Consider the following 23,294-nt stretch of genomic DNA (forward strand, 5'->3'; position numbering starts at 1 on the left):
CGAATCGCCCACATCAGCGCAACATTGTTACCGCAAGCGGCACAAATATGTCACGCGCCTTCGCTTGCCTGTTGGCAAAGCCTTGCGCGCACTTGAAACTCACGGCACTCCCTTCATAAATGAGGGTCGAAAAACGACACGCCGGCCAATGCCTGCGCGCCACCCGCGCGGATTGGCCCATTGGGGCGGAAGGCCCGGAAGGAACGACCATGTCCACCCGCCACGTCAAGGTGCTGATCATCGGCTCCGGCCCCGCCGGCTACACCGCCGCCATCTATACCGCCCGCGCCATGCTGGAGCCGGTGCTGATCGCCGGCATGGAACAGGGCGGCCAGCTGATGATCACCACGGATGTGGAAAACTACCCGGGCTACGCCGATCCGGTGCAGGGCCCGTGGATGATGGAGCAGATGCTCAAGCAGGCGAGCCATGTCGGCGCCGAGATCGTCAACGACCTCGTGACCCATGTCGACCTCGACGTGCGCCCCTTCCGCATCTCCACCGACAGCGGCGCCGAATGGACCGCCGACGCGCTGATCATCGCGACGGGCGCCAAGGCCAAGTGGCTCGGCATCGACACGGAGCCCAAGTTCATGGGCTTCGGCGTCTCGGCCTGCGCCACCTGCGACGGCTTCTTCTATCGGGGCAAGGACGTCATCGTGGTGGGCGGCGGCAATTCGGCCGTGGAAGAGGCGCTCTACCTCTCCAACCTCGCCAGGACCGTGACGGTCGTGCACCGCCGCGACAGTTTCCGCGCGGAACGCATCCTTCAGGAGCGCCTGTTCGCCAAGGAGAACGTCAAGATCGTCTGGGACCATGAGGTCGTGGAATATCTCGGTGCCGATCCCAAGCCGCCGATGCCCGCCTCCGTCAACGGCGTGAAGCTGCGCAACGTCAAGACCGGCGAGACGCGCGACATGGCGACGGACGGCGTGTTCGTGGCGATCGGCCATGCGCCGGCGGTCGAGCTCTTCAAGGGCAAGCTGCGCCAGAAGCCGAACGGCTATCTGTGGACGGCGCCCGATTCCACGGCGACGGACGTGCCGGGCGTTTTTGCCGCAGGCGACGTCACCGACGATATCTATCGCCAGGCGGTGACGGCGGCCGGCATGGGCTGCATGGCAGCCCTCGAAACCGAAAAATACCTTGCAGGTCATATGCCTGTCGCAATTGCGGCCGAGTAGAAGCCGCCAACAAAGGGTGGCGGGATAGTCCGACCGCCCGCGTGGGAACAGTTGAATCAGCGACCGGGCGGGAAGCACGCGCTCCCCGCCACAAAGACATATGGGGGTCAGAATGCCGCTCGATTGGGACAAGCTGCGGATCTTTCATGCCGCGGCCGAGGCGGGCTCGTTCACGCATGCCGCAGACAAGCTGCATCTTTCTCAATCGGCCATCAGCCGCCAGGTGAGCGCGCTGGAGCAGGATGTCGGCATCAAGCTCTTCCACCGCCATGCCCGCGGCCTCATCCTCACCGAACAGGGCGAGATCCTCTACCGCACCGCGCACGACGTGCTGATGAAGCTCGAAAGCGTGCGCGTGCAGCTGACGGAAAACACCGAGAAGCCGAGCGGCAAGCTGCGCATCACCACCACGGTCGGCCTCGGCCAGGGCTGGCTGACCGACAAGGTGCAGGAATTCCTCGCGCTCTACCCCGACATGCAGGTGCAGCTCATCCTCGACAACGAGGAGCTGGACGTGAACATGCGCCATGCCGACTGCGCCATCCGCCTGCGCGAACCGCAGCAGTCGGACCTCATCCAGCGCCGGCTCTTCACCGTGCACATGCACATCTATGCCGCGCCCTCCTACATCAACCGCTACGGCGAACCGCAGTCGATCGACGATCTCGACAACCACAAGATCATCAGCTTCGGCGAGCCCGCGCCGAGCTACCTGCTCGATGTGAACTGGCTGGAGATCGCCGGACGCGATTCCGACAATCCGCGCCCGTCCGTCTTGCAGATCAACAGCCAGACCTCGATCAAGCGCGCCTGCCTGCTCGGCATCGGCGTCGCAATGCTGCCCGACTACATCGTGGGGCGCGACCCCGGCCTGCTGCAGCTGCCGCTGAGCGCGGATATCCCCTCCTTCGACACCTATTTCTGCTATCCGAGCGAGATGAAGAACTCCGCCAAGCTCAAGGTTTTCAGAGACTTCATCGTCGCCAAGGCGCGCAACTGGAACTTCTGAGGGAGCGGATTCGGCAGGCCTGCGTCCCATGCATGGCTGGCATGCACATTAAATGATTGATGTATGCCCATAAAACCATCATATCGCACGCAGCTGATGCACTTTGGTGGCTTTTTCCTCCCAGTGCCACCGCACCAGCTGTTCCCCTCTGGAGGTTTTATTACCTTCAAAACTATAAAGGGCCCAAGTTGACCTTGCGGCCCTCTTTTTTTGCCTTCCGTTAACCAAGACGGAATTTTCACGCTTCCTGCAAAACTTGGCACGCGTTTCCCTTGAAGAAGCGGCCTGTCTCCCCCATATTCAATTCAGCCGACGCACTTGCGGTCTTTCTCCTCCCAGTGCCGCGCGTTGGCTGTTCCCCTCTGGAGGTTCTAATACCTTCACACCTGCAGGGCCCAAGCTTCGCTTGTGGCCCTCTTTTTTTGCCTGGACCTCTTGCATCGGAAAACGGCGAACCCAATATCGTTGATATACGATATACTCATCGCTGAACCACGATCGACATGACCGAGCTCGACGCCGACGAAATCCTCAAGGCCCTCGCCCATCCCAAGCGGCTGGAAATCCTCGCCTGGCTGAAGGAGCCGCAGCGGCATTTCGCCGGCCAGGAGCACCCGCTGGATTTCGGCGTCTGCGCCGGCCAGATCGAAAAGCGCTGCGCGCTCTCGCAATCCACCGTCTCCGCCCATCTTGCCACCCTCCAGCGCGCCGGCCTCGTGACGACGCGCAAGGTCGGCCAATGGGTGTTCTTCAAACGCGACGAGGAAAAGATCGCGGCCTTCCTCCACCACATCAACCGCTCGCTTTGAGCGCTCTCCCAAGCCAGAAGAAGGACTACCATGACCTCGCTTTTCGACCCCCTCAAGATCGGCGACATCCAGCTTGCCAACCGCGTCGTCATGGCGCCGCTGACGCGCAACCGTTCGCCGGGCGCCGTGCCGAACACGCTGAATGCCGCCTATTACGAGCAGCGCGCCAGCGCCGGCCTGCTCATCACCGAAGCGACCGCCATCAGCCACCAGGGCCAGGGCTATGCCGACGTGCCGGGCCTCTACAAGCCGGAAGCGCTGGAAGGCTGGAAGGAAGTCACCGATGCCGTGCACAAGGCCGGCGGCAAGATCGTCGTGCAGATGTGGCATGTCGGCCGTATCTCGCATGACACGCTGCAGCCGAACGGCGGCAAGCCGGTCGCCCCGTCGGCGATCCGCGCCAAGTCGAAGACCTATCTCGTCAATGCCGACGGCAGCGGCAGCTTTGCCGAGACCTCCGAGCCGCGCGCGCTGGAGAGAACCGAGCTGCCCGGCATCATCGAGGACTATCGCCGCGCCGCCCGCGCCGCCATCGACGCCGGCTTCGACGGCGTCGAGATCCATGCTGCCAACGGCTACCTGATCGACCAGTTCCTGCGGTCCGGCAGCAACACCCGCACGGACGACTATGGCGGCTCGATCGAGAACCGCGCCCGCCTGCTCTTCGAGGTCGTCGACGCCATCACCGGGGAAATCAGCGCCGGCCGCACGGCGATCCGGATCTCGCCGGTCACGCCCGCCAACGATGCCTTCGACCCGAACCCGCAGCCGCTCTTCACCCATGTGGTCGAAGGCCTCGCCAAGTATGGCCTTGCCTATATCCACATCATCGAAGGCGCGACGGGCGGGGCGCGTGACCACCAGCAGGGCGACGCACCCTTCGACTATGCGGCGTTGCGCGCGGCCTACAAGGCCGCCGGCGGCAAGGCGGCCTGGATGGTCAACAACGGCTACGACCGGGCGCTCGCCATCGACGCCGTCGAAAGCGGCAGGGCCGACCTCGTCGCCTTCGGCAAGCTCTTCATCGCCAACCCGGACCTCGTCGAGCGGCTGAAGAACGACACGGTGCTGAACACGCCGGACAAGGACACCTTCTACGGCGGCGGCGCCAGGGGCTACACCGACTATCCGATCCTCGAAAACGTCGCCTGACATTTCTCACCGGGATGCTGCGCAATCCAGCGCCCCGGTGCCTCCTCCCCCGAGGGAGGACAGAACGCCCGCAGTCTCCTCCCTGCGGGCGTTTTCTTTTTGCGCGGCTCGGCTACATCTATTCCAGCACATCTGTCGAAAGGCGCCCGCCCATGCTCTCCAGCCTGCTGAAGGAACGTTTCCTGTTCGTCGGCCTTGCCGCCGCCCTCCTCGCCTATGCGGGGGAGCACAGTCTCCTTGAGATGGGCCGCCTGCCGGTGCTCGTCGCGGCCTTCGCGCTCGTTTCCGCCATCATCCTCGTCTCCACCCGCATCGCCCATCACGCGGAAATCCTCGCCTCGAAGGTCGGCGATCCCTACGGCACGATGATCCTGACGCTGGCGGCGGTGCTGGTGGAGGTCGTGGTGCTGGCGATCATGATGCAGGGCGAGACGTCGCCGACGCTGGTGCGCGACACGATCTATGCCGCCGTGATGCTCGACATCAACGGCATCCTCGGCCTCGCCGCCCTCCTCGGCGGCATCCGCCATGGCGAACAGCCCTACAACGACGATTCGGGAAAGACCTACGGCGTGATGATCCTGACGGCCATGGGCATTTCCATGGTCGTGCCGGAATTCGTGCCGCGCGAAAGCTGGCATCTCTATTCGGCCTTCACCATCGGCGCGATGATCGCGCTCTACGCCCTCTTCCTGCGCATGCAGGTGGGTGCGCACAGCTATTTCTTCAGCTACGCCTATCCGCGCGCCGAACGAAAGGAGGGCCTGCCGAGCAAGGCGCCGGACGACAGCGAGGCGGCGAGCGTCTCGATCGTCATCATCGTCTTCGGCGTGGTGCTGATCGGCGCGCTGGCCGAAGTCATGTCGGTGCTGCTCGCCACCGGCCTCAAGGGCACGGGCGCCCCGCCGGCGCTGATGGCCGTCATCGTCGCGGCGATCTCCGCCGCGCCGGAAATCCTGACTGCGCTGCGCGCCGCGCTCGCCAACCGCATGCAGTCCGTCGTCAACATCGCCATGGGCGCCTCGCTTTCGACGGTCATCCTCACGGTGCCCGTCATGGAGGCGATCGCCCTCTATACCGGCCAGCCCTTCATCATGGCGATGACGCCGGTGCAGACGGTCATGGTGATGATCACGCTGATCGCCGCCGCCATCAACCTCAACGACGGCGAGACGAACGCCATCGAGGGCATGACGCACTTCATCCTCTTCGCCACCTTCGTCATGCTGACGATGATCGGGCTCTAAAGCATTTCCAGCAAACGTGCGCAGCGGCTTTGCGTCCGGAAATGCGTGAAGAGCAAATGCTCCGGGACAGGGGCAAGGACCGTTACGGCCGGTCGTATTCCCGGGTCAGGCCCTTGTAATATTCGCCGGGATCGTAGCGCAGCGTGCGGGACTTGCCCGGGTTGTTGAAGAAATAGTCGTAGAACGACATGTACTGCGCCCGTTCGCTGACGACGCTGCCGCGCGGCGCGCGCTCGTCGCCGTTCTTGTAACCGTCCGCGGCAATGGCGGGCGCGGCGACGGCAAGGGCCGCCAGGGCGGTTACGGCGAGTGACTTCATTTTCATGGTCCTGCTCCAGGATTCGCTTTCCCCCAATATCGGCAACGAAAGCGGAAATTTCACGGGGGGACGGCAATAAAAAACCCGCCGTCGCCGGCGGGCCGAATTGTCGAGAAGATCCGCCAGCCTCCCCATCCACCCTCCGGATGCGGTGGCTGGTCCTCGGCTCAAGGCCGAGGACGACGGCAGCGGGCGGGCGGGGTTTGTCGCACCGCCCTTGCCGGCGGGCTTGGCTCGCCGCTTACGTGCAGGCCGCGCAGAAGCGCTGGATGCGCTTGCAGGCTTCCTCGAGCTGGGCTTCCGAGGTCGCATAGGAGATGCGGAAGTTCGGGCCGAGGCCGAAGGCCGAGCCATGCACGACGGCGACGCCTTCGGCTTCCAGAAGCTCCGAGACGAAGTCCTCGTCCGTCTCGATGACCTTGCCCGACGGCGCGGTCTTGCCGATCAGCCCCTTGCAGGACGGATAGACGTAGAAGGCGCCCTCCGGCGAGGGGCACTCGATGCCCTTGGCCTGGTTGAGCATCGAGACGACGAGGTCGCGGCGGCCCTCGAAGACCTTCTTGTTCGCCGGAATGAAATCCTGCGTGCCGTTCAGCGCCTCGACGGCCGCCCACTGGGCGATCGAGCACGCACCCGACGTCTGCTGGCCCTGGATCATGTCCATGGCCTTGATGAGGGCGAGCGGACCGGCCGCATAGCCGATACGCCAGCCGGTCATCGCATAGGCCTTGGAGACGCCGTTCATGGTCAGCGTGCGGTCGTAGAGGCCGGGCTCGACCTCGACCGGGGTAGCGAACTTGAAGTCGCCGTAGGTCAGGTGCTCGTACATGTCGTCCGTTAGCACCCAGACATGCGGGTGGCGCATCAGCACGTCCGTCAGCGCCTTCAGCTCGTCATGGCTGTAGGCGGCGCCCGAGGGGTTGGACGGCGAGTTGAAGATGAACCACTTGGTCTTCGGCGTGATTGCCTTTTCGAGGTCCTCGGCCTTCAGCTTGAACTTGTTTTCCTGCGTCGTGGCGACGAAGACCGGCGTGCCGCCGCACAGCGACACCATTTCCGGGTAGGACACCCAGTAGGGCGTCGGGATGACGACTTCATCGCCCGGATTCAGCGTCGCCATGAAGGCGTTGAAAAGAATCTGTTTTCCGCCGGTGCCGACGATCGTCTGCGCGGCGGTGTAGTCGAGGCCGTTCTCGCGCTTGAATTTCCTGGCGATCGCTTCGCGCAGTTCCGGAATGCCGGAGACCGGCGTGTACTTCGTCTCGCCGCGGTTGATCGCGTCGACGGCGGCCTGCTTGATGTTGTCGGGCGTGTCGAAATCCGGCTCGCCAGCACCGAGCCCGATGACGTCACGGCCTTTCGCTTTCAGTTCACGCGCTTTCTGGGAAACGGCGATGGTGGCGGAAGGCTTCACACGGGAAAGGGCGTCGGCAAGAAAGGCCATGATGGAGATGTCCTCATCGGGTTCAAAGACGGCTTGACGCCATGGACCCGGAGCGCCGGGCTCCATAGCGGTTAGGTCTATGTCGAATGTGGGCGGGTCTTGCAAGCACGAAGGACGAAAAAAGCGGGAAATGCGGGCTCTACCGCAAAAATTCATGAAGCCCATCAACGAAGGGAATGGATTGCGGGCCTGCCTGGAAAGCGGCACACCAATTGGTTGAAACGAGGTGCAACAGAAGAGATTTTTACGCGAAGGATTAAGCCGGTATTAACGGGTGTCGCCTATGATCGTGCGGTCGGGACGTCCCAGCGGATGGTGCGCTGCATGAGCGAAAGAAGCATCTTCTCCAATCTCGTCCGGCAGCCGGACGGCGCCTTCGGCGCAGCCTACGGCCCGTTCCTGCTGCAATCCGCCCTCCAGCCGATCTTTTCGGAGCGGCCGGACGGCCGGCTGCAGATCGCCGCGTTCAAGGGCCTGATCCGCGCCAGCGCGGGCGACATGCCCTGCTCCCCGGCGGAATTCTTCGCGCGGGTGCCGGAGGAGGAGCGCACGGCTGTGGACGGGCTTTGCCGCAGCCTGCACATCCTCAACGCCGGCGCGCTCGGCCGGCGCGAGGCCGCGCTGATCATCAATTTCCACGCCGGCCTCTACACGACGCCCCAGGCGATCCGCCAGGAGGTGGAATGGCTGCGGCTCGCCGCACACGAGGCGGGCCTGCCGCCGGCGCGCATCGCCTGCGAGATCCGCGAGCATCCGCAGGACGAACTCGACATGCTGGCGTCCTTCGCCGCACGCCTGCACGGCGCCGGCTTTGCCATCGCCATCGACAACTATATGGGCGAGGACCGCGATCTTGCGCGGCTGGAGCGCCTGAAGCCGCAATTCGTCACCTTCGACACCGCCTGGCTGCGCAGCTTTGCCGAAAATTCCGCCGGCCTCGCCCTGTTGCGCGTCGTCATCGGCCAGTTCGCCCACAAGGGCATCCGTGCCATCGTCGGCGGCATCGAGGAACCGGAGATGATCGCGCTGTGCCGCGACATGGGCGGACCGCTGATGCAGGGCTATCTGCTCGCCCGGCCGGAACCGGCCCCGACGAGCTTCAACCTCACCTTTCCCGAAGGCGACGACGTGCCGGCGCAGGCCCCCGCGGCCGCATCTGCCACGGCAGGCTCCGCAACGGTGGAAAACCGCGCCACGCGCCCCGTCCGCCAGTTCGGCCGAAGAGGCATCTAGGACGGCGGAGCAGCGCGCTCTATTCGGTCGAACGCACTGAGAATCCGCCTTTTTTACCCTGCCACCTTTTCGCCACAATAAATGTCGGGCCTTGCCGCAATTCGGTCGTCGTCGCGCCGATTTCGGCGGGCTTTTTCGATGCCAAGGCAAGCGAAGGACAGGAGGGGAAAACGATGTTTCTGGATGAAGACAAGATCGGCAGGAAGCCGAAGGCACGCGAGTCCCGCGCCATGTTCCTGATCGCGATGACGGCGCTCGCCGCCTGCGTCGCGATGGTGATCAGCCTGATGTCGCCGCCGGCCGTCGCGCTCGACACGATCAAGACCTCCGGCATCGAAAAGACGGAGCCTCACGTCGAGCCCACGCAAAAGTGAGCCGCCCGCCCCGGCTCCGCCCTTGAAAGCCGCTCGCCTCTGGGCCAGTTAACGGCAGAAGACAGGAGACGGCGATGCGACAGGACAATCGGCCCTTGAAAGGCATTTTGGCGGGCACCGCCGCGACGCTCCTCCTGACCGCGACGCTTCTGGCCTCCCCCGCATCCGCCGCCGAAACCCGCGAAATCCCCAGCAAGAAGGCCGCGCTCGTCGTCGAGACGCTGGCGACGGGCCTGAAACAGCCCTGGTCCGTCGAGGTCCTGCCCGACGGCGCCTACCTCGTTTCCGAAAAGGGCGGCACGCTCCGCCTCGTGCGCGACGGAAAGGTCTCCGCCCCGCTTCGCGGCGTGCCCGAAGTCTCGACCACCGGCCAGGGCGGCCTGCTCGACATCGCGCTCGCCCCGGATTTCGCCGGCAGCCGCACGCTCTATATGACCTACAGCGCCCGCGGCAATGGCGGCTCCGGCACGGCAGTGGCCAGGGCGAGGCTTTCGGCCGATGGCACGGCGCTGGAGGACACGACGCGCATCTTCCTGATGAACCGCCTCACCGCGCGCGGCCAGCATTTCGGCTCGCGCATCGCCATCGCCGGGGACGGCAGCCTGTTCTTCGGCATCGGCGACCGAGGCCAAGGGCCCCGCGCGCAGGACCCGCGCGACCATGCCGGCGCCATCCTGCACATCAACCCGGACGGCAGCCCGCATGCCGACAACCCGTTCCTCGGCAGCGCCGAGGGGCTGGCGGAGATCTGGTCGAAGGGCCACCGCAACCCGCAGGGCCTGACCATCGACCCGAAGGACGGCACGCTGCTCACCGTCGAGCACGGCGCGCGCGGCGGCGACGAGATCAACGCCCCGCAGCCCGGCCGCAACTATGGCTGGCCCCTCGTCTCCTACGGCAGGCATTATTCCGGCGCGGAGTTCGATCTCGGCTCGGCGGCGGAAGGGTTCGAGCCGCCTCTCTATTATTGGGACCCGTCCATCGCGCCGGGCGCCATCGCCGTCTATCGCGGCGCGATGTTCCCGGAATGGGAGGGCAACCTGATCGTCACCGCCCTCAAATACCAGCTCGTCGCCCGGCTGGAGCGCGATGAAAGCGGCGCCATCGTCGCGGAGGAGCGGATGTTCGGCGGCGAATTCGGCCGCATCCGCGATGTCATCGTGGCGCCCGACGGCGCGCTGCTGCTCGTGACGGACGATACGAACGGCGCGCTGCTGCGCGTCTCGCGCTCGACCACGACGGACTGACATCATCTGGCCTTGGCTGGCCGGCCGCGTCCGCCCAAATATGGCGGCACCGCACATGCACAGCCCTTCCTTCGGTAGCGCAATATAAATCATACGAAAACTGCAAAGCCCCGCAGAGCCTGCGGGTTTTTTCGGCAATCGCCCGGAATTTGACCAAAGTGAGGCGCGGCAAACCGGCGGCAAAACTTTTGCTTGCCAATTTAACGCAAACACATCACTCTTGCGCCGTTCGGGCAATTTGCGAACACGGGAAGACCTTGAATAAAAGCGCGCCGGAGACGCGAAACAATTCCGGGCAGCCAAGATCCGGACGGTCCACGGGACTATCTGGCTGGCTGGCTGCGGTGAAAACAGGACCCTTTCCTCAACCTCGAGAACTGCCTGCCTAACGCCCCTTGGGGCAAAACTGATATGCTGCCCGCCGCCAAATATACGGGCAGAGAGAAAAGGACCTGACGCATGGCCGAGACTGGCACCGTAAAATTCTTCAACACCGAGAAGGGCTTTGGCTTCATCAAGCCCGACAACGGTGGTGCGGATATCTTCGTACACATTTCCGCTGTGCAGGCCTCCGGCCTGAACGGCCTTTCCGAGAACCAGAAGGTAAGCTTCGACACGGAACCCGATCGCCGCGGCAAAGGCCCGAAGGCGGTCAACCTGCAGATCGCCGGCTGATCCAGCGGCTTTCAGGAATTTCAGTTGAAGCCCGGCAGAGATGCCGGGTTTTTTCGTTCAGCCGCCATTCAGCCTCGTTTGTCTAGTTTCCTCGCCATCAGCCGGCATTGGGCCGGAGCGTAGGGAAAGACGTCATGAACAAGTTTCTCAAGACCCTGGTGCTGTCCGCCGCCGTCGCCGCGACGACCCTCACCGCAACGACCGGCGTCGTTGAAGCGCGTGACCGCAACCGCGATGGCTACTGGCGCGAAGGCGATACCTATGAATACCGCAAGCCGCGCCGCCATCACCGCGACCGCGACCATGGCCGCGACGCTGTCGTCGGCGGTGCGCTCGGCCTTGCCACCGGCCTGATCATCGGCGGCGCGATCGCCTCCCAGCCGCGTTACGAGGAACGCCGCGTCTATGTCGAGCCGGATTATTACCCCGAGCCCGAGCCGCGCGTGATCTACCGCGAGCGCGTGGTCGTGCCGACCTATGAGCCGTGGACGCAATCCTGGTACGATTACTGCGCCCAGCGCTACCGCTCGTTCAACCCGCGCACCGGCACCTTCGTCGGCTATGACGGGCTGGAGCATTTCTGCACCGCCGGCTGAGGCCGGACCGGACCGGCATCGAGAGGCGGGCGCCATCACGGCGCCCGCCTTGGTTTTTTGCCGATCCCAACCCCACGCGCGACGTCATCCTCGGGCATGGCCGGAGGATCCGCCAGCGTGCCCGGAGCATGGATGGCCGGGTCAAGCCCGACCACGACGGAGGAGAGGTTTGGCGGAAATCATCAACGGCCCGACAGGCGCGGCACGGTGTCCGCCTTGATTTTTTTGGCGACCTCACCCCACCCCCCGGCGTCATCCTCGGGCTCGACCCGAGGATCTACCGCGGTGCCCGGAGCGTGATGGGTCGGGCCTGACCATAACGGCACGCGCCTTTGTCTTTAAAGCCCGCGCAGGAACGGATTGCTGCGCCGCTCCTCGCCGATCTTGCCGCCCGGCCCGTGTCCGCAGAGGAAGCCGACCTCGTCGCCGAGCGGGAACACCTTGTCGCGGATGGACTCCAGGAGCTGCTGGTGGTTGCCGCCCGGCAGGTCCGTGCGGCCGATCGAGCCGTGGAAGAGCACGTCGCCGAGATGGCCGAAGCCCTGGCCGCGGTGGAAATAGATGACGTGGCCCGGCGCATGGCCGGGCGTGTGGTAGACCTCGAACGTGTGGTCGCCGAAGGATACCGTGTCGCCGTCCTCGAGCCAGCGGTCCGGCACGACATTGCTCACCTTCATCGGCACGCCGAACATCGAGGCCTGTGCCTCCAGCCGCTGCAGCAGCGACAGGTCGTCCTTGTGCGGCCCGACGATGTCGACGCCGAGCGCCTCCTTCAGTTCCTTGGCGCCGCCGGCATGATCGATATGGCCATGCGTCAGCCAGATCGCCTTCACCGTGATGCCGTTCTCCTTGAGCGTGTTGAGGATCACGTCGACATCACCGCCCGGATCGACGACCACGCCCTCCTTCGTCTCGCTGTCGAAGAGAATGGTGCAGTTCTGCTGGAAGGGGGTGACGGGAATGATGCCCGCCTGAAGCATGCCCATGGGGTCCTCGCTCAAAGTGCCGCGTTGCGCCTGATATAGCCATTACGGCGCCGCGCGCAAAGCATGCTGCAGAACGTCAGGTCTTGCGCATAAGCCCTTCAACCGACTCCAAGATCATGCGGCGGCCCGCGCGAAGACCGGGCGCCGGCTCAGCGCAGGCTGGCGATCTCCTGCGCGGGGCCGGTCGCCAGCGTCGGCGAGACGGTGGAGAAAAGCAGCGCCACAACGGCGATGTTGACCGCGGCATAGAGGTAGACGACCGGGCGAAGGCGATTGGCGACCGGGTTGTCCTGTTTCGGGGTGTTCGTCTGCATGATCCTGTTCCCTGACTGTCGGCCGTGCTCGGCGCTGTCTCGTTCGTTGTGATCGGTTTCTACAACGGCGGCAGAGTCGGACGTGTTCCCGCGGGAACAGGGCAACGGGGATCACTGTTGCACACCGGCAACAGTGCTCAGAGCGGCAGCGCCATCGTCTCCTTCAGCGTATCGAGCACGATGGCGGTCTTCACATGCGAAACGGATTCGTGCGGCAGCAGCACATCATTGACGAAGGCCGACAGCGCCTTGAGGTTCGGCACGACCACCTTGATGATATAGTCCATCTCCCCCGTCAGCGAAAAAGCCTCCAGCACTTCCGGCAGGTTGGAGATCAGCCGCGCGAAGCGCACCGCATTGTCGCGGTTGTGCGTCGAAAGCGTCACCGTGACGACGATGACGATGCCGAGATCGAGCTTCTCGCGGTCGAGCTCCGCCCGGTAGGCACGGATGATGCCCTCCTCCTCCAGCCGGATGCGCCGGCGCGAACATTGCGAGGGGGAAAGATGGATGCGCTCGGACAGTTCGTTGTTCGTCAGGCGCGCATCCTCCTGCAGATGCGCGAGCAGTTTACGGTCGAAGTCGTCCAGTTGCACGGATTTCCCTCCAAATCTCCATATGATGCACGAAGATCGCATGAAATTGCCAAAGCGCAAGCACTATGCATGCACATTGCATGGAAGACGCGCCATACTTCCCGCCATCACCATCGAGGAGGACGAAGGATGGGCCCTTTCCCGCATGACGCACCGCCGGCGCTGATCACCGCCGACAACCCGGCCGGGACCGATGGGTTCGAGTTCGTCGAATTCGCCCATCCCGAGCCGGAAAAGCTGGAAGAGCTGTTCGCCCGCATGGGCTACAGCAAGGTCGCGACCCACCGCACCAAGGCGATCTCCGTCTGGCGCCAGGGCGACATCAACTATGTCATCAATGCCGAGCCCGGCTCGCACGCCATGACATTCGCCGGCCTGCACGGCCCGTGCGCCGCCTCCATGGCCTGGCGCGTGGTCGATGCGAAACACGCCTTCGCCCATGCCGTCTCCAAGGGCGCGACGCCCTATGAAGGCGAAGACAAGGCGCTCGACGTGCCCGCCATCGTCGGCATCGGCGGCTCGCTGCTCTACTTCGTCGAGAAATACGGCGCCAAGGGCTCCGCCTATGACGCGGAATTCGACTGGACGGGCGAGCGCGACCCGAAACCGGCCGGCGTCGGCTTCTACTATCTCGATCACCTCACCCACAATGTCTATCGCGGCAACATGGACAAGTGGTGGGACTTCTACCGCGAGCTGTTCGGCTTCAAGCAGATCCACTTCTTCGACATTGACGGCCGCATCACCGGCCTCGTCTCGCGCGCCATCACCTCGCCCTGCGGCAAGATCCGCATTCCGCTCAACGAATCGAAGGACGAGACGAGCCAGATCGTCGAATACCTGAAGAAGTACAAGGGCGAAGGCATCCAGCACATCGCCGTCGGCACGGACGCGATCTACGACGCCACCGACAGGCTGGCCGACAACGGCGTGAAGTTCATGCCCGGCCCGCCGGACAACTATTACGACCGCTCCTATGTGCGCGTCGTCGGCCATGAAGAGCCGGTCGAGCGCATGAAGAAGCACGGCATCCTGATCGACGGCGAAGGCGTCATCGACGGCGGCATGACGAAGATCCTGCTCCAGATCTTCTCGAAGACCGTAATCGGCCCGATCTTCTTCGAATTCATCCAGCGCAAGGGTGACGAAGGCTTTGGCGAGGGCAACTTCCGGGCACTCTTCGAATCGATCGAGGAAGACCAGATCCGCCGGGGCGTCATCGCAGCAGAATAACAACCGCGGCAACCAAGCCACTGCGGGGAAGGAAGAGGCGGTCGCTGAGCGGCCGCCTCTTTTCGTTCAAAAAAACTCCGGTGCAGGAGCACACGGGCAAATTGACTTATCCCAGTTTTGTCCGCACGTTGCCGGTGCCGAATTTTTCGGCAACGGGCGCGCGGGCTCCAGGCCGCGCCCCGGTAGCGAGGCAAGTGTTCGGTCCGGATCACTCTCCATTCCGGGCGGACCTTTCGGAGGGGAAGTCATGGAAGCATTGATGCCCATCATCACGCAGCTCATCGCCGGTGCCATTGGCGGCAACGTGGCCGGCGCCGCCCTGAAACAGGCGGCCGTGAGCGCGATCGTCCGCACCATCGTCGGCGCCATCGGTGGTGTCGGCGGCGGCTTTCTCCTGCAGATGCTGGGCGGGGAAGCCGGCCTCTCGGGCCTCGTCGCCGACGGCATCGGCGGCCTCGTCGGCGGCGGCGTGCTGACGGCGATCGTCGGCGCGGTGCTGGGCAAGAAGCCGGCCTGAGCAAACGAAAGGCGGCCCGAAAGGGCCGCCCGGTTCATCACCCGGATTAGCCGCTCACTCCGCGGCGGCGGCGACCGGATACACTTCCTTCATGTAGTCGTTCATCAGCGTTTCGCAGATCGTGCCCGGCGTGAAGCGGTAGGGGCCGATTTCCGAAACCGGCGTCACTTCCGCCGCCGACCCCGTGAGGAAGCACTCGGAGAAGTCCGAAAGCTCTTCCGGCAGGATCGCCCGCTCGACCACCTGGTAGCCGCGGCGCTTGGCAAGCTCGATGACCGTGCGGCGCGTGATGCCGTCGAGGAAGCAGTCCGGCACCGGCGTGTGGATGACGCCGTCCTTGACGAAAAAGATGTTGGCGCCCGTGGCCTCCGCCACCTGGCCGCGATAGTCGAGCATCATCGCATCCGCATAGCCCTTGGCTTCGGCGGCGTGCTTGGAGATCGTGCAGATCATGTAGAGGCCGGCGGCCTTCGACTTCGAGGGCGCGGTCCTCGGGTCGGGGCGGCGGTACTCGGCGATGTCGAGGCGGATGCCCTTCAGCTTTTCGGCCGGGTTGAAGTAGCTGCCCCACTGCCAGATGGCGATGGCGACGTTGATGCGGTTGTTCTGCGCCGAAACGCCCATCATCTCCGAGCCGCGCCAGGCGATCGGCCGCGCATAGGCCTCGGAAAAGCCCTGGCGCTTCAGGAGCTCGATGCTCGCCGCGTCCAGCTCCTCCACGGAATAGGGAATCTTGAAGCCGAGGATCTCGGCGGACGTGTGCAGGCGCTGATTATGCTCGGTGAGCTTGAAGATGCGCCCGCCATAGGCGCGCTCGCCTTCGAACACCGCGCTCGCATAGTGCAGGCCGTGCGTCAGCACGTGGATCTTCGCGTCCTTCCAGTCGACGAACTCGCCGTTGAACCAGATTTGTCCGTCCAGTTGATCGAAAGGAACTGCCATCGTCTCATCCTCCGGCGCGTCCGCGCCATTCTTTCAAGTTGATTGTTTCGCCCGTTACGGTCTAACCAGAAACGGGCCTGGATTACCCGATCACAAGCGTAATCCAGATTGGGGATCGGAAAAACACCGGATTTCTTCGGCGCCCGGGAACCGCACGATGCGCGGGACCCTAACAAGGGTGGCAAAATATGTCAACAAAGCTGACATATTTTGCTATAAATTACGCGGAGACGGCAAGGCATGAAAGGAAATGACAACGTGGCGCGACAGATGCCGGACAAGAACGGCGTGAGCGAGCTGCACCACGACGCCATGACGGGCGGCGGCCGCATCGATTTCGAGATCATCGAGGGCTTCTTCTTCGCCTATCGCGACTTCATTTCCGATCCCGACGCGATCCTGGAAAAGAGCGGCTTCGGCCGTGCCCATCACCGGGTCGTGCACTTTGTCAACCGCGAGCCCGGCATGACGGTCGCCGACCTGCTCGACACGCTGAAGATCACCAAGCAGAGCCTGGCGCGCGTCTTGAAGCAGCTCATCGATTCCGGCTATATCCAGCAGGTGGCCGGCCCCGAAGACCGCCGCCAGCGCAAGCTCTATCCGACGCGGGCCGGACGGGAGCTGGCACTGGCGCTCGCCGAGCCGCAATCCCGCCGCATCGCCCGTGCATTTGAGGCGATGAGCGCGGACGAGCGCCGGGTGGTGATCCAGTTCCTCACCGGCATGCAGAACGCCAAGAGCGAATGAACGACTGAAAAGCAGAAAAGGCAGGACAGACGATGACCGCTGCCGGCACGCCTTCCGACGATGCATCCCATCTCCTCGTCGTCGACGACGACACCCGCATCCGCGATCTGCTCAACCGCTACCTGATGGGCGAGGGTTTTCGCGTCACCGTCGCCGCCGATGCGGACGAGGCGCGGCGCAAGCTGCGCGGGCTCGACTTCGACCTCATCATCATGGACGTGATGATGCCCGGTGAAAGCGGCCTGTCGCTGACGAAGAGCCTGCGCGAAATCCGCCCCGTGCCGATCCTGATGCTGACGGCGCTCGCCGAATCGAAGGCCCGCATCGAGGGCCTCGAGGCCGGCGCCGACGATTACCTCTCCAAGCCCTTCGAGCCGCGCGAACTGGTGCTGCGCATCAACAACATCCTGAAGCGCAACGCCGCGCCGGTGACGCCGAAGATCGAACAGGTCATGTTCGGCCCCTACACCTTCTCCATCGTGCGCAAGGAGCTGAAGCGCGGCAGCGACGCCATCCGCCTCACCGACCGCGAACAGGAGATCATGCTGCTGTTCTCGCTGCGCGCGGGCGAGACCATTCCGCGCCACGAGCTGATCGGCGAAGAAACAGAAGTGGGCGAACGCACAATCGACGTGCAGATCAATCGCTTGAGGCGTAAGATCGAGGACGACCCGTCCAACCCGGTGTGGCTGCAGACCGTACGCGGCATCGGCTATCGATTGAGCGTGGAGCAAGGCTGACCGTGCGCTGCCGAGTCCAATTCAAGAAGAGGTTCAACGCGGCTTTCCGCGCGCATCCGCATGATGAAGGCCTTGCGGCAAGGTCTTGGCGCGACTCGCACAATCGTCGCTGCACCATCGTGGAAAATCCGGTCCCATGACCACCTTCGAGAGCTTCAAGCGGGATATCGAACGCGCGCCGGCGGCCGGCTGGAAGCGCCTTGCCCGCTGGCTGCGCCGGCAGATGCCGACGGGCCTCTATGCCCGCTCGCTGCTCATCATCATCATCCCGATGGTGCTGCTCCAGTCGGTCGTCGCCTTCGTCTTCATGGAGCGCCACTGGCAGCTCGTCACCCAGCGCCTTTCGACGGCCGTCACCCGCGACATCGCCGCCATCATCGATCTCATCGACACCTATCCGCAGGATGCCAACTATTCCGAGATCACGCGCATCGCGCGCGAGCGGCTGGAGCTCAACATCGCCATCGAGCCCGGCACGGAACTGCCCGCCCCGCGCACCAAACCCTTCTTCAACATCCTCGACGAGATCCTGAGCGAGGAGATCGTGCGGCAGATCCGCCGCCCGTTCTGGATCGACACGGTCGGCGAAAGCAATCTCGTCGAAATCCGCATCCTGCTCGACAATAAGATCCTGCGCGTCTATGCGCGGCGCAACCAGGCCTATGCCTCGAACACGCATATCTTCCTGCTCTGGATGGTCGGCACCTCGCTGGTGCTGATCACCATCTCCATCCTCTTCCTGCGCGGCCAGATCCGGCCGATCCTGACGCTGGCGCAGGCGGCGGAGAGCTTCGGCAAGGGCCAGAAGATGCCGGAGGACTTCGCGCCGCGCGGGGCGGACGAGGTGCGCCGCGCCGGCCTTGCCTTCATCCTCATGCGCGAGCGCATCGAGCGGCAGATGGAGCAGCGCACGGCCATGCTGACCGGCGTCAGCCACGACCTGCGCACCATCCTCACCCGCTTCAAGCTGCAGCTCGCGCTTGCCGGTGACAATCCCGACCTGCAGGGCCTCAACAAGGATGTCGCGGACATGCAGACCATGCTCGAGGGATACCTCTCCTTCGCGCGCGGCGACGTGGAGGAGGACGTCGGCCGGCTGCGGCTCACCGACCTCTTCGACAAGTTCGCCATGGAGGCGGAGTTGCACGAACGCGCCTTCTCCAGCGAGATCGACGGCGAGGACGAGGTCATGGTGCGGCCGAACGCCTTCAGCCGCCTCGTCGGAAACCTCGTCTCCAATTCCATGCGCTATGCCAAGACCGTGCATGTCGAGGCGCGCCACCGCTCGAAATGGCTGACCATCACCGTCGACGACGACGGCCCCGGCATTCCCGAGCGCTCGCGCGACGATGTGTTCAAGCCGTTCTTCCGGCTCGACGAGGCGCGCAATCTCGATGCATCGGGTACCGGCCTCGGCCTTGCCATCGCCCGCGACATCGCCCGCAGCCACGGCGGCAATGTCACGCTGTCGGACAGCCCGATGGGCGGCCTTCGCGCGACGATCCGCATTCCCGCATAGGGCATTTCCAGCCGAACCGGCATCGCTTCGTTGCCGGGTAGTGCGGCAAGAACAGGAACCGAGAAGGGGCCGAGCCTATGAGCATATCCACTTTCGACGGCCTGGCCTGGCTCAACCCGCCGGCCGAAAGCGCGATCCGCGACGGCCGCCTCCATGTCCGCACCGGTCTTGAGAGCGATTTCTGGCAGCGCACCTATTACGGCTTCCAGCCGGACAGCGGCCATTTCCTGCACCGCCCCTGGACCGGCGATTTCACACTGGAGACGACCTTTTCCGGCCGCTACGAGACGCTCTACGACCAGGCCGGCCTGATGGTCCGCCACGACGAGACGACCTGGATGAAATGCGGCATCGAGTTCACCGACGGCGCAAAACATTTCAGCGTGGTGGTGACACGCGGCCATTCCGACTGGTCCGCCTTCCGCATCGATCATGATTTCGAGGCGATGTCCGTGCGCGTGACGCGCAACGGCGATGCACTCTTTATCCAGTATCGGACGGATGCCATGACGGACTGGCGCATGGCGCGCCTTGCCTATTTCCCGCCGGAGCTTTCGGACCTTTCGGTCGGCCTGATGGCCTGCTCGCCGCAGCGCGAGGGTTTCGAGGCGGAATTCACGGAGTTCCGGCTGGGACCGCCCCTGTCGCGGGATATTCATTAGAACAAAAGTCCGTTCTCCCCAAGACAGTCGCCTTCACCTCTCTCGCACAAGGGCCCCCACCCCCCCTCCGTCATCCTCGGCCTTCGAGCCGAGCATCCACACCCGGGAGCATGGATCCTCGGCTCGAAGGCCGAGGATGACGTTGTGGGTGTGGCAGGGCAGGCCGTCTATTCCCTGAATCAGCACATCTTCCTGCCGTTCGGCACCGGCCGTTCGACGCCGGCAAGGACGATGGCGCCGGTCTCGTCCTCGAAGCCGAGCGTCAGCACTTCCGAGCGCACCGGACCGATCTGGCGCGGCGGGAAGTTGACGACGGCCAGCACCTGGCGGCCGACGAGGTCTTCCAGCGCATAGTGCACGGTGATCTGCGCCGAGGACTTCTTGATGCCGATCTCGGGGCCGAAGTCGATCGTCAGCTTGTAGGCGGGCTTGCGCGCCTCCGGGAACGGCAGCGCCTCGATGATGGTGCCGGCGCGGATGTCGACCCGTTCGAAATCGGCGTAGCTAATGGTCTCGGTCATGAGAAATCCTCGCGTTACAGCATTTGCCCTGGCCCCTCATCCCGCTGCCGCGACCTTCTCCCCGCAAGCGGGGAGAAGGGGATATGCCGCACCGCGTTCCCAGATCACTCACCCCTCGTGGGGCAAGTCCCCTCTGCCCGTTTACGGGAAGAGGGTTAGGGTGAGGGGCAAAAATTGAGAACGGCCGGAAAGATCAGCCCGCCAGTTCCTCGGCGCGCTTGCGGGCGGCGGCGATCGCCTTGTCGAAGAGCGGCTGCATGCCGTCCTCGGCCATGAGGACGGCGAGCGCCGCGGCGGTTGTGCCGCCGGGCGAGGTGACGTTCTGGCGCAGGCGCGCGGCGTCGTCGGGGGACTGGTGAAGCAGTTCACCAGCCCCCGCGACGGTTTCCCGTGCGAGCCGCATGGCGAGGTCCGCCGGCAGGCCCGCTTTGCGTCCTGCCTCCGCCATGCACTCGACGAGATAGAAGACATAGGCCGGGCCGCTGCCCGAGACCGCCGTGACGGCGTCGATATCCCCCTCGGATGCGACCCATTCGACGGGGCCGCTCACCTTGAGAAGGGCATGCACGAAATCGCGCTGGCCCGCGGAAACGCGGGCATTGGCAAAGGCGCCCGTCACGCCGCGGCCGATCATGGCCGGCGTGTTCGGCATGGCGCGCACCGTGGCGGCCGCGCCGAGATGGCTTTCGAGATTGGCGACCGTCTTGCCGGCGGCGACCGAAACGATGACCGTCTCCGGCCCGACGAGCCCCTTCAGCGGCGGCAGCACCTGGTCGATCACCTGCGGCTTGACCGCGACGAAGATCACCCCGGCCGTCACGCCCTCGGGCGCCGACGTTTCATGGCGCACGCCGTTGTCGGCGATCAGCTTCGCCAGGGCCGGCTGCGGGCCGGGATCGATGACGATGACCGAGGAACCGGAAATGCCGCTCTTCAGCCAGCCGGCAAGCATGGCGCCGCCCATGTTTCCGGCACCGATGAGAATGATGGGGCCCGAACCTGCAACCGTCATCCTTACGCTTCCCCGACCGTCTCGAACAGGACGGCATCGACGGCGGACTGGGCGTCCATGCCGGACCAGACGACGAACTGGAAGGCCTGGAAATAGGCCTCGCAGGCTTCAAGCGCGCTGGACAGCAGCACCTCGACCTGCCTGTTGGTGGGCTCCGCCCCGCCGGCGAGCAGCAGCGACTGGCGGAAGATCACGACATCCTCGCGGCGCCACAGGTCGAAATGGCCCATCAGCACCTGGCCGTTCACATGCGAGAGCAGGCAATGCACCTCGTTGACGCGGCTCTCGGGAACCTTGATGTCGAAGGCGCAGGCAAGGTGCAGCGCCTCGAACTCCTCCATCCAGGAGAAGGAGACGTGGTAATCCGTCCACTTGCCTTCGACCGTCATCGCGATCTCGTCTTCGCCGGACCGCTCGAACGTCCAGTCATTGTTGGCTGCGACGAACTCGATCATGTCGACCGGGTTGGACTGACGCCCGATATCCAATTCCATAAGGCTCATGCATCACCTTCAAGGCCGGAAGGCATGCGACATCGTGCTCACACACACGACGCGGCAAACCGTACTCCGGATACAACACTGAATGATTGCTCGGCACTTTGCGCAATCTGGACGACTTACCCTGCCCGAAGCTTGCGCTGCCCGTCTCGAATCATCATTTAAAATCAGTGTATAACGCCGGAGTCACGACGCCAGCCCCTGGCTTGCCATTTTCTCCGTCCGGTTGTGGACAGAGGTTGTGAAAAAGATTCAGGTCGAAGGCTTAAGAGACTCTTCGAAAAGGGCTTTTCGCAAGTGTCCACAGGGGTAAAAATTTTATTAAAAAAAACGGTTGGCGCGGGGTGAATCACGCCAACCGAGTCCTGTCGGTCAAAACCCGTGCCGGAACGGCTCAGCCGCCCGCGTTGAGGCGGGCTTCCAGCGCCTCGATGCGCTTCAGGAGCGCATCGTTTTCGTCCCGCGCCTTGATCGCCATCTCGCGCACCGCCTCGAATTCCTCGCGCTTGACGAGGTCCATGCCGTTGATGAAGCGCTCGGCCTGGGCGCGGAACATCGTCTCGGCCTCCTTGCGCACGCCCTGCGCGGCGCCGGCGGCATCGGTCATCAGCTTGGCGAAGTCGTCGAGAATGCGGTTCGCACCGGTGGTCATGGTCTGCCCTCCTCGGGTGTCGATGGTCCTTTCGGGCGCCAGCGCCCGCGTCTTGTCCCTGAGGTAGGGTCTGAGGCCGCCGCTTGCAAGCGGATTCCGGTGGATCGCCGCCGGTTCACGCCGTCACGCCGCCCCCGATCACGATTTATCGCCTTGACCCTGCCCCAAGGCGCCGCCATCTTCCGCCCGAAAACGCAAAAGAGCCCCATCTTGACGAACCTTGCCCAACTCCTCGCCATCATGCCCTATCCGCAGATCGATCCGATCGCCTTTTCCATCGGCCCGGTCGCCGTGCACTGGTACGGCATCGCCTATGTCGTGGGCATCCTGCTGGGCTGGGTCTATGCGCGCCGGCTGATCGAGACGCCGCGCCTGTGGGCGGGAGCGGCGCCGATGAGCCGCACCCAGCTCGACGACTTCCTCGTCTGGGCCGCCGTCGGCATCATTCTCGGCGGCCGCATCGGCTATATCCTGTTCTACGACTTCCCGAACGTCGCGGCCGATCCGCTGCGCGCCCTGCAGGTGTGGAACGGCGGAATGTCCTTCCACGGGGGCCTCGCCGGCACGACGCTCGCCATGATCCTCTTCGCCCGGCGCAACGCCATCCCGGTCTGGAGCCTCTTCGACATCGTCGCCGCCGTCGTGCCGATCGGCCTGTTCTTCGGCCGCATCGCCAATTTCGTCAACGGCGAGCTCTGGGGCCGCCTCTCCGACGCGCCCTGGGCCGTGATCTTCCCGGAGGCCGGCCCCTTCGCCCGCCATCCGAGCCAGCTCTACGAGGCGGGCCTCGAAGGCATCGTGCTGCTCGTCGTGCTCGCGCTCGCCATCTATCGCTTCGCCGCGCTGAAGCGGCCCGGCCTCGTCACCGGCCTCTTCGTGGCGGGCTATGCCCTGTCGCGCATCACGGTCGAGTTCTTCCGCGAGCCGGACCCCCAGCTCGGCTATCTTCTCGGCGGCTGGCTCACCATGGGCATGCTGCTCTCGCTGCCGATGCTCGCCCTCGGCCTCTGGGCGATCTTCCGCGCCCAGCCGGCCGCAGCGGCCAGTGCCTGAGCGAACGCGCC

At 64.4% G+C, this 23,294-nt stretch carries 27 protein-coding genes; 17 read left to right on the forward strand and 10 right to left on the reverse strand.

All coding sequences use genetic code 11. From position 1 onward, the window contains the following. Positions 1–209 precede the first annotated feature (209 nt). The 5 genes from trxB (at position 210) to WMC41_RS13875 (ending at position 5,401) form a co-directional block, all read left to right on the forward strand. Positions 210–1,184 carry a thioredoxin-disulfide reductase gene (gene trxB / locus WMC41_RS13855; protein WP_432344027.1) on the forward strand — a complete coding sequence of 325 codons (975 nt, stop codon included), beginning with the start codon at positions 210–212 and terminating at the stop codon, positions 1,182–1,184. A gap of 112 nt (positions 1,185–1,296) precedes the next feature. Then, complete coding sequence (locus tag WMC41_RS13860) at positions 1,297–2,193, forward strand: LysR family transcriptional regulator VtlR (RefSeq protein WP_432344030.1); 897 nt, start codon at positions 1,297–1,299, stop codon at positions 2,191–2,193. Positions 2,194–2,696: 503 nt separating this feature from the next. Continuing rightward, entirely contained in the window at positions 2,697–3,002 is a 306-nt protein-coding gene (locus WMC41_RS13865; protein WP_244766985.1) for an ArsR/SmtB family transcription factor, read from the forward strand. A gap of 30 nt (positions 3,003–3,032) precedes the next feature. Further along, the gene (locus WMC41_RS13870) at positions 3,033–4,154 is read left to right on the forward strand and encodes an alkene reductase (protein ID WP_432344033.1); all 1,122 of its coding nucleotides are present in this window, start codon (positions 3,033–3,035) and stop codon (positions 4,152–4,154) included. 152 nt (positions 4,155–4,306) lie between these two features. After that, entirely contained in the window at positions 4,307–5,401 is a 1,095-nt protein-coding gene (locus WMC41_RS13875; protein WP_288081421.1) for a calcium:proton antiporter, read from the forward strand. 82 nt (positions 5,402–5,483) lie between these two features. Here the strand turns inward: WMC41_RS13875 and WMC41_RS13880 are convergent, their stop codons facing one another. Together WMC41_RS13880 and WMC41_RS13885 are read right to left on the reverse strand one after the other, a co-directional pair. Beyond that, the gene (locus tag WMC41_RS13880; RefSeq protein WP_288081422.1) at positions 5,484–5,726 is read right to left on the reverse strand and encodes a hypothetical protein; all 243 of its coding nucleotides are present in this window, start codon (positions 5,724–5,726) and stop codon (positions 5,484–5,486) included. Between the two features lie 235 nt (positions 5,727–5,961). Next, positions 5,962–7,164 (reverse strand): pyridoxal phosphate-dependent aminotransferase, encoded by a 1,203-nt coding sequence (locus WMC41_RS13885; RefSeq protein ID WP_432344038.1) that lies wholly within the window; start codon positions 7,162–7,164, stop codon positions 5,962–5,964. A 324-nt stretch (positions 7,165–7,488) separates the two neighbouring features. On the opposite strand from WMC41_RS13885, the gene WMC41_RS13890 reads away from it, so the two are divergent. The 5 genes from WMC41_RS13890 (at position 7,489) to WMC41_RS13910 (ending at position 11,289) form a co-directional block, all read left to right on the forward strand. Continuing rightward, positions 7,489–8,397 carry an EAL domain-containing protein gene (locus WMC41_RS13890; RefSeq protein WP_432344040.1) on the forward strand — a complete coding sequence of 303 codons (909 nt, stop codon included), beginning with the start codon at positions 7,489–7,491 and terminating at the stop codon, positions 8,395–8,397. A 173-nt stretch (positions 8,398–8,570) separates the two neighbouring features. Beyond that, on the forward strand, positions 8,571–8,771 hold the full coding sequence (locus WMC41_RS13895) for a hypothetical protein (RefSeq protein ID WP_244766991.1): 201 nt from the start codon (positions 8,571–8,573) through the stop codon (positions 8,769–8,771). Positions 8,772–8,866: 95 nt separating this feature from the next. Continuing rightward, complete coding sequence (locus WMC41_RS13900; RefSeq protein WP_432344042.1) at positions 8,867–10,018, forward strand: PQQ-dependent sugar dehydrogenase; 1,152 nt, start codon at positions 8,867–8,869, stop codon at positions 10,016–10,018. 459 nt (positions 10,019–10,477) lie between these two features. Further along, positions 10,478–10,693 carry a cold-shock protein gene (locus tag WMC41_RS13905; RefSeq protein WP_064330734.1) on the forward strand — a complete coding sequence of 72 codons (216 nt, stop codon included), beginning with the start codon at positions 10,478–10,480 and terminating at the stop codon, positions 10,691–10,693. A 134-nt stretch (positions 10,694–10,827) separates the two neighbouring features. After that, on the forward strand, positions 10,828–11,289 hold the full coding sequence (locus WMC41_RS13910) for a BA14K family protein (protein ID WP_288081429.1): 462 nt from the start codon (positions 10,828–10,830) through the stop codon (positions 11,287–11,289). Between the two features lie 338 nt (positions 11,290–11,627). Here WMC41_RS13910 and WMC41_RS13915 read toward each other — a convergent pair whose 3' ends face one another. From WMC41_RS13915 to WMC41_RS13925, 3 genes are all read right to left on the reverse strand, one after another. Further along, a complete protein-coding gene (locus WMC41_RS13915; RefSeq protein ID WP_432348342.1) occupies positions 11,628–12,269 on the reverse strand; it encodes an MBL fold metallo-hydrolase in 642 nt (213 codons plus the stop codon). A gap of 155 nt (positions 12,270–12,424) precedes the next feature. Next, on the reverse strand, positions 12,425–12,589 hold the full coding sequence (locus WMC41_RS13920; protein ID WP_244766993.1) for a hypothetical protein: 165 nt from the start codon (positions 12,587–12,589) through the stop codon (positions 12,425–12,427). A 137-nt stretch (positions 12,590–12,726) separates the two neighbouring features. Then, entirely contained in the window at positions 12,727–13,227 is a 501-nt protein-coding gene (locus WMC41_RS13925) for an Lrp/AsnC family transcriptional regulator (protein WP_432344045.1), read from the reverse strand. 87 nt (positions 13,228–13,314) lie between these two features. On the opposite strand from WMC41_RS13925, the gene hppD reads away from it, so the two are divergent. Next, on the forward strand, positions 13,315–14,418 hold the full coding sequence (gene hppD, locus WMC41_RS13930) for a 4-hydroxyphenylpyruvate dioxygenase (RefSeq protein ID WP_432344047.1): 1,104 nt from the start codon (positions 13,315–13,317) through the stop codon (positions 14,416–14,418). A 247-nt stretch (positions 14,419–14,665) separates the two neighbouring features. Next, entirely contained in the window at positions 14,666–14,935 is a 270-nt protein-coding gene (locus WMC41_RS13935; protein ID WP_244766996.1) for a hypothetical protein, read from the forward strand. 54 nt (positions 14,936–14,989) lie between these two features. Here WMC41_RS13935 and WMC41_RS13940 read toward each other — a convergent pair whose 3' ends face one another. Then, a complete protein-coding gene (locus WMC41_RS13940; protein WP_244766997.1) occupies positions 14,990–15,877 on the reverse strand; it encodes a branched-chain amino acid aminotransferase in 888 nt (295 codons plus the stop codon). Positions 15,878–16,147: 270 nt separating this feature from the next. Here WMC41_RS13940 and WMC41_RS13945 point away from each other — a divergent pair, with 270 nt between their 5' ends. The 4 genes from WMC41_RS13945 to WMC41_RS13960 all read left to right on the forward strand — a co-directional run bounded on the left by WMC41_RS13945 (position 16,148) and on the right by WMC41_RS13960 (position 19,545). After that, complete coding sequence (locus WMC41_RS13945; protein ID WP_244767160.1) at positions 16,148–16,624, forward strand: MarR family winged helix-turn-helix transcriptional regulator; 477 nt, start codon at positions 16,148–16,150, stop codon at positions 16,622–16,624. A 32-nt stretch (positions 16,625–16,656) separates the two neighbouring features. Then, positions 16,657–17,364 carry a response regulator gene (locus tag WMC41_RS13950; protein ID WP_244766998.1) on the forward strand — a complete coding sequence of 236 codons (708 nt, stop codon included), beginning with the start codon at positions 16,657–16,659 and terminating at the stop codon, positions 17,362–17,364. Between the two features lie 136 nt (positions 17,365–17,500). After that, complete coding sequence (locus WMC41_RS13955; RefSeq protein WP_244766999.1) at positions 17,501–18,883, forward strand: ATP-binding protein; 1,383 nt, start codon at positions 17,501–17,503, stop codon at positions 18,881–18,883. A 77-nt stretch (positions 18,884–18,960) separates the two neighbouring features. Continuing rightward, positions 18,961–19,545, forward strand: a complete 585-nt coding sequence (locus WMC41_RS13960) for a DUF1349 domain-containing protein (protein ID WP_432344051.1) — start codon at positions 18,961–18,963, stop codon at positions 19,543–19,545. A gap of 179 nt (positions 19,546–19,724) precedes the next feature. Here WMC41_RS13960 and WMC41_RS13965 read toward each other — a convergent pair whose 3' ends face one another. The 4 genes from WMC41_RS13965 to WMC41_RS13980 all read right to left on the reverse strand — a co-directional run bounded on the left by WMC41_RS13965 (position 19,725) and on the right by WMC41_RS13980 (position 22,230). After that, a complete protein-coding gene (locus WMC41_RS13965; RefSeq protein WP_432344053.1) occupies positions 19,725–20,066 on the reverse strand; it encodes a tRNA-binding protein in 342 nt (113 codons plus the stop codon). 193 nt (positions 20,067–20,259) lie between these two features. Further along, positions 20,260–21,078: a pyrroline-5-carboxylate reductase gene (gene proC, locus WMC41_RS13970; protein WP_272806063.1), complete on the reverse strand. Its 819-nt coding sequence runs from the start codon at positions 21,076–21,078 to the stop codon at positions 20,260–20,262. Between the two features lie 2 nt (positions 21,079–21,080). Next, positions 21,081–21,581 (reverse strand): YbjN domain-containing protein, encoded by a 501-nt coding sequence (locus WMC41_RS13975; protein WP_064330750.1) that lies wholly within the window; start codon positions 21,579–21,581, stop codon positions 21,081–21,083. Positions 21,582–21,972: 391 nt separating this feature from the next. Next, positions 21,973–22,230 (reverse strand): accessory factor UbiK family protein, encoded by a 258-nt coding sequence (locus WMC41_RS13980; protein ID WP_244767004.1) that lies wholly within the window; start codon positions 22,228–22,230, stop codon positions 21,973–21,975. Positions 22,231–22,470: 240 nt separating this feature from the next. On the opposite strand from WMC41_RS13980, the gene lgt reads away from it, so the two are divergent. Then, positions 22,471–23,283, forward strand: a complete 813-nt coding sequence (gene lgt, locus WMC41_RS13985; RefSeq protein WP_432348344.1) for a prolipoprotein diacylglyceryl transferase — start codon at positions 22,471–22,473, stop codon at positions 23,281–23,283. The last annotated feature ends 11 nt before the right edge of the window (positions 23,284–23,294 follow it).

The organism is Shinella yambaruensis (assembly GCF_050859155.1).
Taxonomy (GTDB): Bacteria; Pseudomonadota; Alphaproteobacteria; order Rhizobiales; family Rhizobiaceae; genus Shinella; species Shinella yambaruensis.

Excerpts from the sequence above, each read along its gene's own strand:
- trxB (WP_432344027.1), top strand. The coding sequence starts at position 210 with ATGTCCACCCGCCACGTCAAGGTGCTGATCATCGGCTCCGGCCCCGCC.
- WMC41_RS13860 (WP_432344030.1), top strand. The coding sequence starts at position 1,297 with ATGCCGCTCGATTGGGACAAGCTGCGGATCTTTCATGCCGCGGCCGAG.
- WMC41_RS13865 (WP_244766985.1), top strand. The coding sequence starts at position 2,697 with ATGACCGAGCTCGACGCCGACGAAATCCTCAAGGCCCTCGCCCATCCC.
- WMC41_RS13870 (WP_432344033.1), top strand. The coding sequence starts at position 3,033 with ATGACCTCGCTTTTCGACCCCCTCAAGATCGGCGACATCCAGCTTGCC.
- WMC41_RS13875 (WP_288081421.1), top strand. The coding sequence starts at position 4,307 with ATGCTCTCCAGCCTGCTGAAGGAACGTTTCCTGTTCGTCGGCCTTGCC.
- WMC41_RS13880 (WP_288081422.1), bottom strand. The coding sequence starts at position 5,726 with ATGAAAATGAAGTCACTCGCCGTAACCGCCCTGGCGGCCCTTGCCGTC.
- WMC41_RS13885 (WP_432344038.1), bottom strand. The coding sequence starts at position 7,164 with ATGGCCTTTCTTGCCGACGCCCTTTCCCGTGTGAAGCCTTCCGCCACC.
- WMC41_RS13890 (WP_432344040.1), top strand. The coding sequence starts at position 7,489 with ATGAGCGAAAGAAGCATCTTCTCCAATCTCGTCCGGCAGCCGGACGGC.
- WMC41_RS13895 (WP_244766991.1), top strand. The coding sequence starts at position 8,571 with ATGTTTCTGGATGAAGACAAGATCGGCAGGAAGCCGAAGGCACGCGAG.
- WMC41_RS13905 (WP_064330734.1), top strand. The coding sequence starts at position 10,478 with ATGGCCGAGACTGGCACCGTAAAATTCTTCAACACCGAGAAGGGCTTT.
- WMC41_RS13910 (WP_288081429.1), top strand. The coding sequence starts at position 10,828 with ATGAACAAGTTTCTCAAGACCCTGGTGCTGTCCGCCGCCGTCGCCGCG.
- WMC41_RS13915 (WP_432348342.1), bottom strand. The coding sequence starts at position 12,269 with ATGCTTCAGGCGGGCATCATTCCCGTCACCCCCTTCCAGCAGAACTGC.
- WMC41_RS13920 (WP_244766993.1), bottom strand. The coding sequence starts at position 12,589 with ATGCAGACGAACACCCCGAAACAGGACAACCCGGTCGCCAATCGCCTT.
- WMC41_RS13925 (WP_432344045.1), bottom strand. The coding sequence starts at position 13,227 with ATGCGATCTTCGTGCATCATATGGAGATTTGGAGGGAAATCCGTGCAA.
- hppD (WP_432344047.1), top strand. The coding sequence starts at position 13,315 with ATGGGCCCTTTCCCGCATGACGCACCGCCGGCGCTGATCACCGCCGAC.
- WMC41_RS13935 (WP_244766996.1), top strand. The coding sequence starts at position 14,666 with ATGGAAGCATTGATGCCCATCATCACGCAGCTCATCGCCGGTGCCATT.
- WMC41_RS13940 (WP_244766997.1), bottom strand. The coding sequence starts at position 15,877 with ATGGCAGTTCCTTTCGATCAACTGGACGGACAAATCTGGTTCAACGGC.
- WMC41_RS13945 (WP_244767160.1), top strand. The coding sequence starts at position 16,148 with ATGCCGGACAAGAACGGCGTGAGCGAGCTGCACCACGACGCCATGACG.
- WMC41_RS13950 (WP_244766998.1), top strand. The coding sequence starts at position 16,657 with ATGACCGCTGCCGGCACGCCTTCCGACGATGCATCCCATCTCCTCGTC.
- WMC41_RS13955 (WP_244766999.1), top strand. The coding sequence starts at position 17,501 with ATGACCACCTTCGAGAGCTTCAAGCGGGATATCGAACGCGCGCCGGCG.
- WMC41_RS13960 (WP_432344051.1), top strand. The coding sequence starts at position 18,961 with ATGAGCATATCCACTTTCGACGGCCTGGCCTGGCTCAACCCGCCGGCC.
- WMC41_RS13965 (WP_432344053.1), bottom strand. The coding sequence starts at position 20,066 with ATGACCGAGACCATTAGCTACGCCGATTTCGAACGGGTCGACATCCGC.
- proC (WP_272806063.1), bottom strand. The coding sequence starts at position 21,078 with ATGACGGTTGCAGGTTCGGGCCCCATCATTCTCATCGGTGCCGGAAAC.
- WMC41_RS13975 (WP_064330750.1), bottom strand. The coding sequence starts at position 21,581 with ATGAGCCTTATGGAATTGGATATCGGGCGTCAGTCCAACCCGGTCGAC.
- WMC41_RS13980 (WP_244767004.1), bottom strand. The coding sequence starts at position 22,230 with ATGACCACCGGTGCGAACCGCATTCTCGACGACTTCGCCAAGCTGATG.
- lgt (WP_432348344.1), top strand. The coding sequence starts at position 22,471 with ATGCCCTATCCGCAGATCGATCCGATCGCCTTTTCCATCGGCCCGGTC.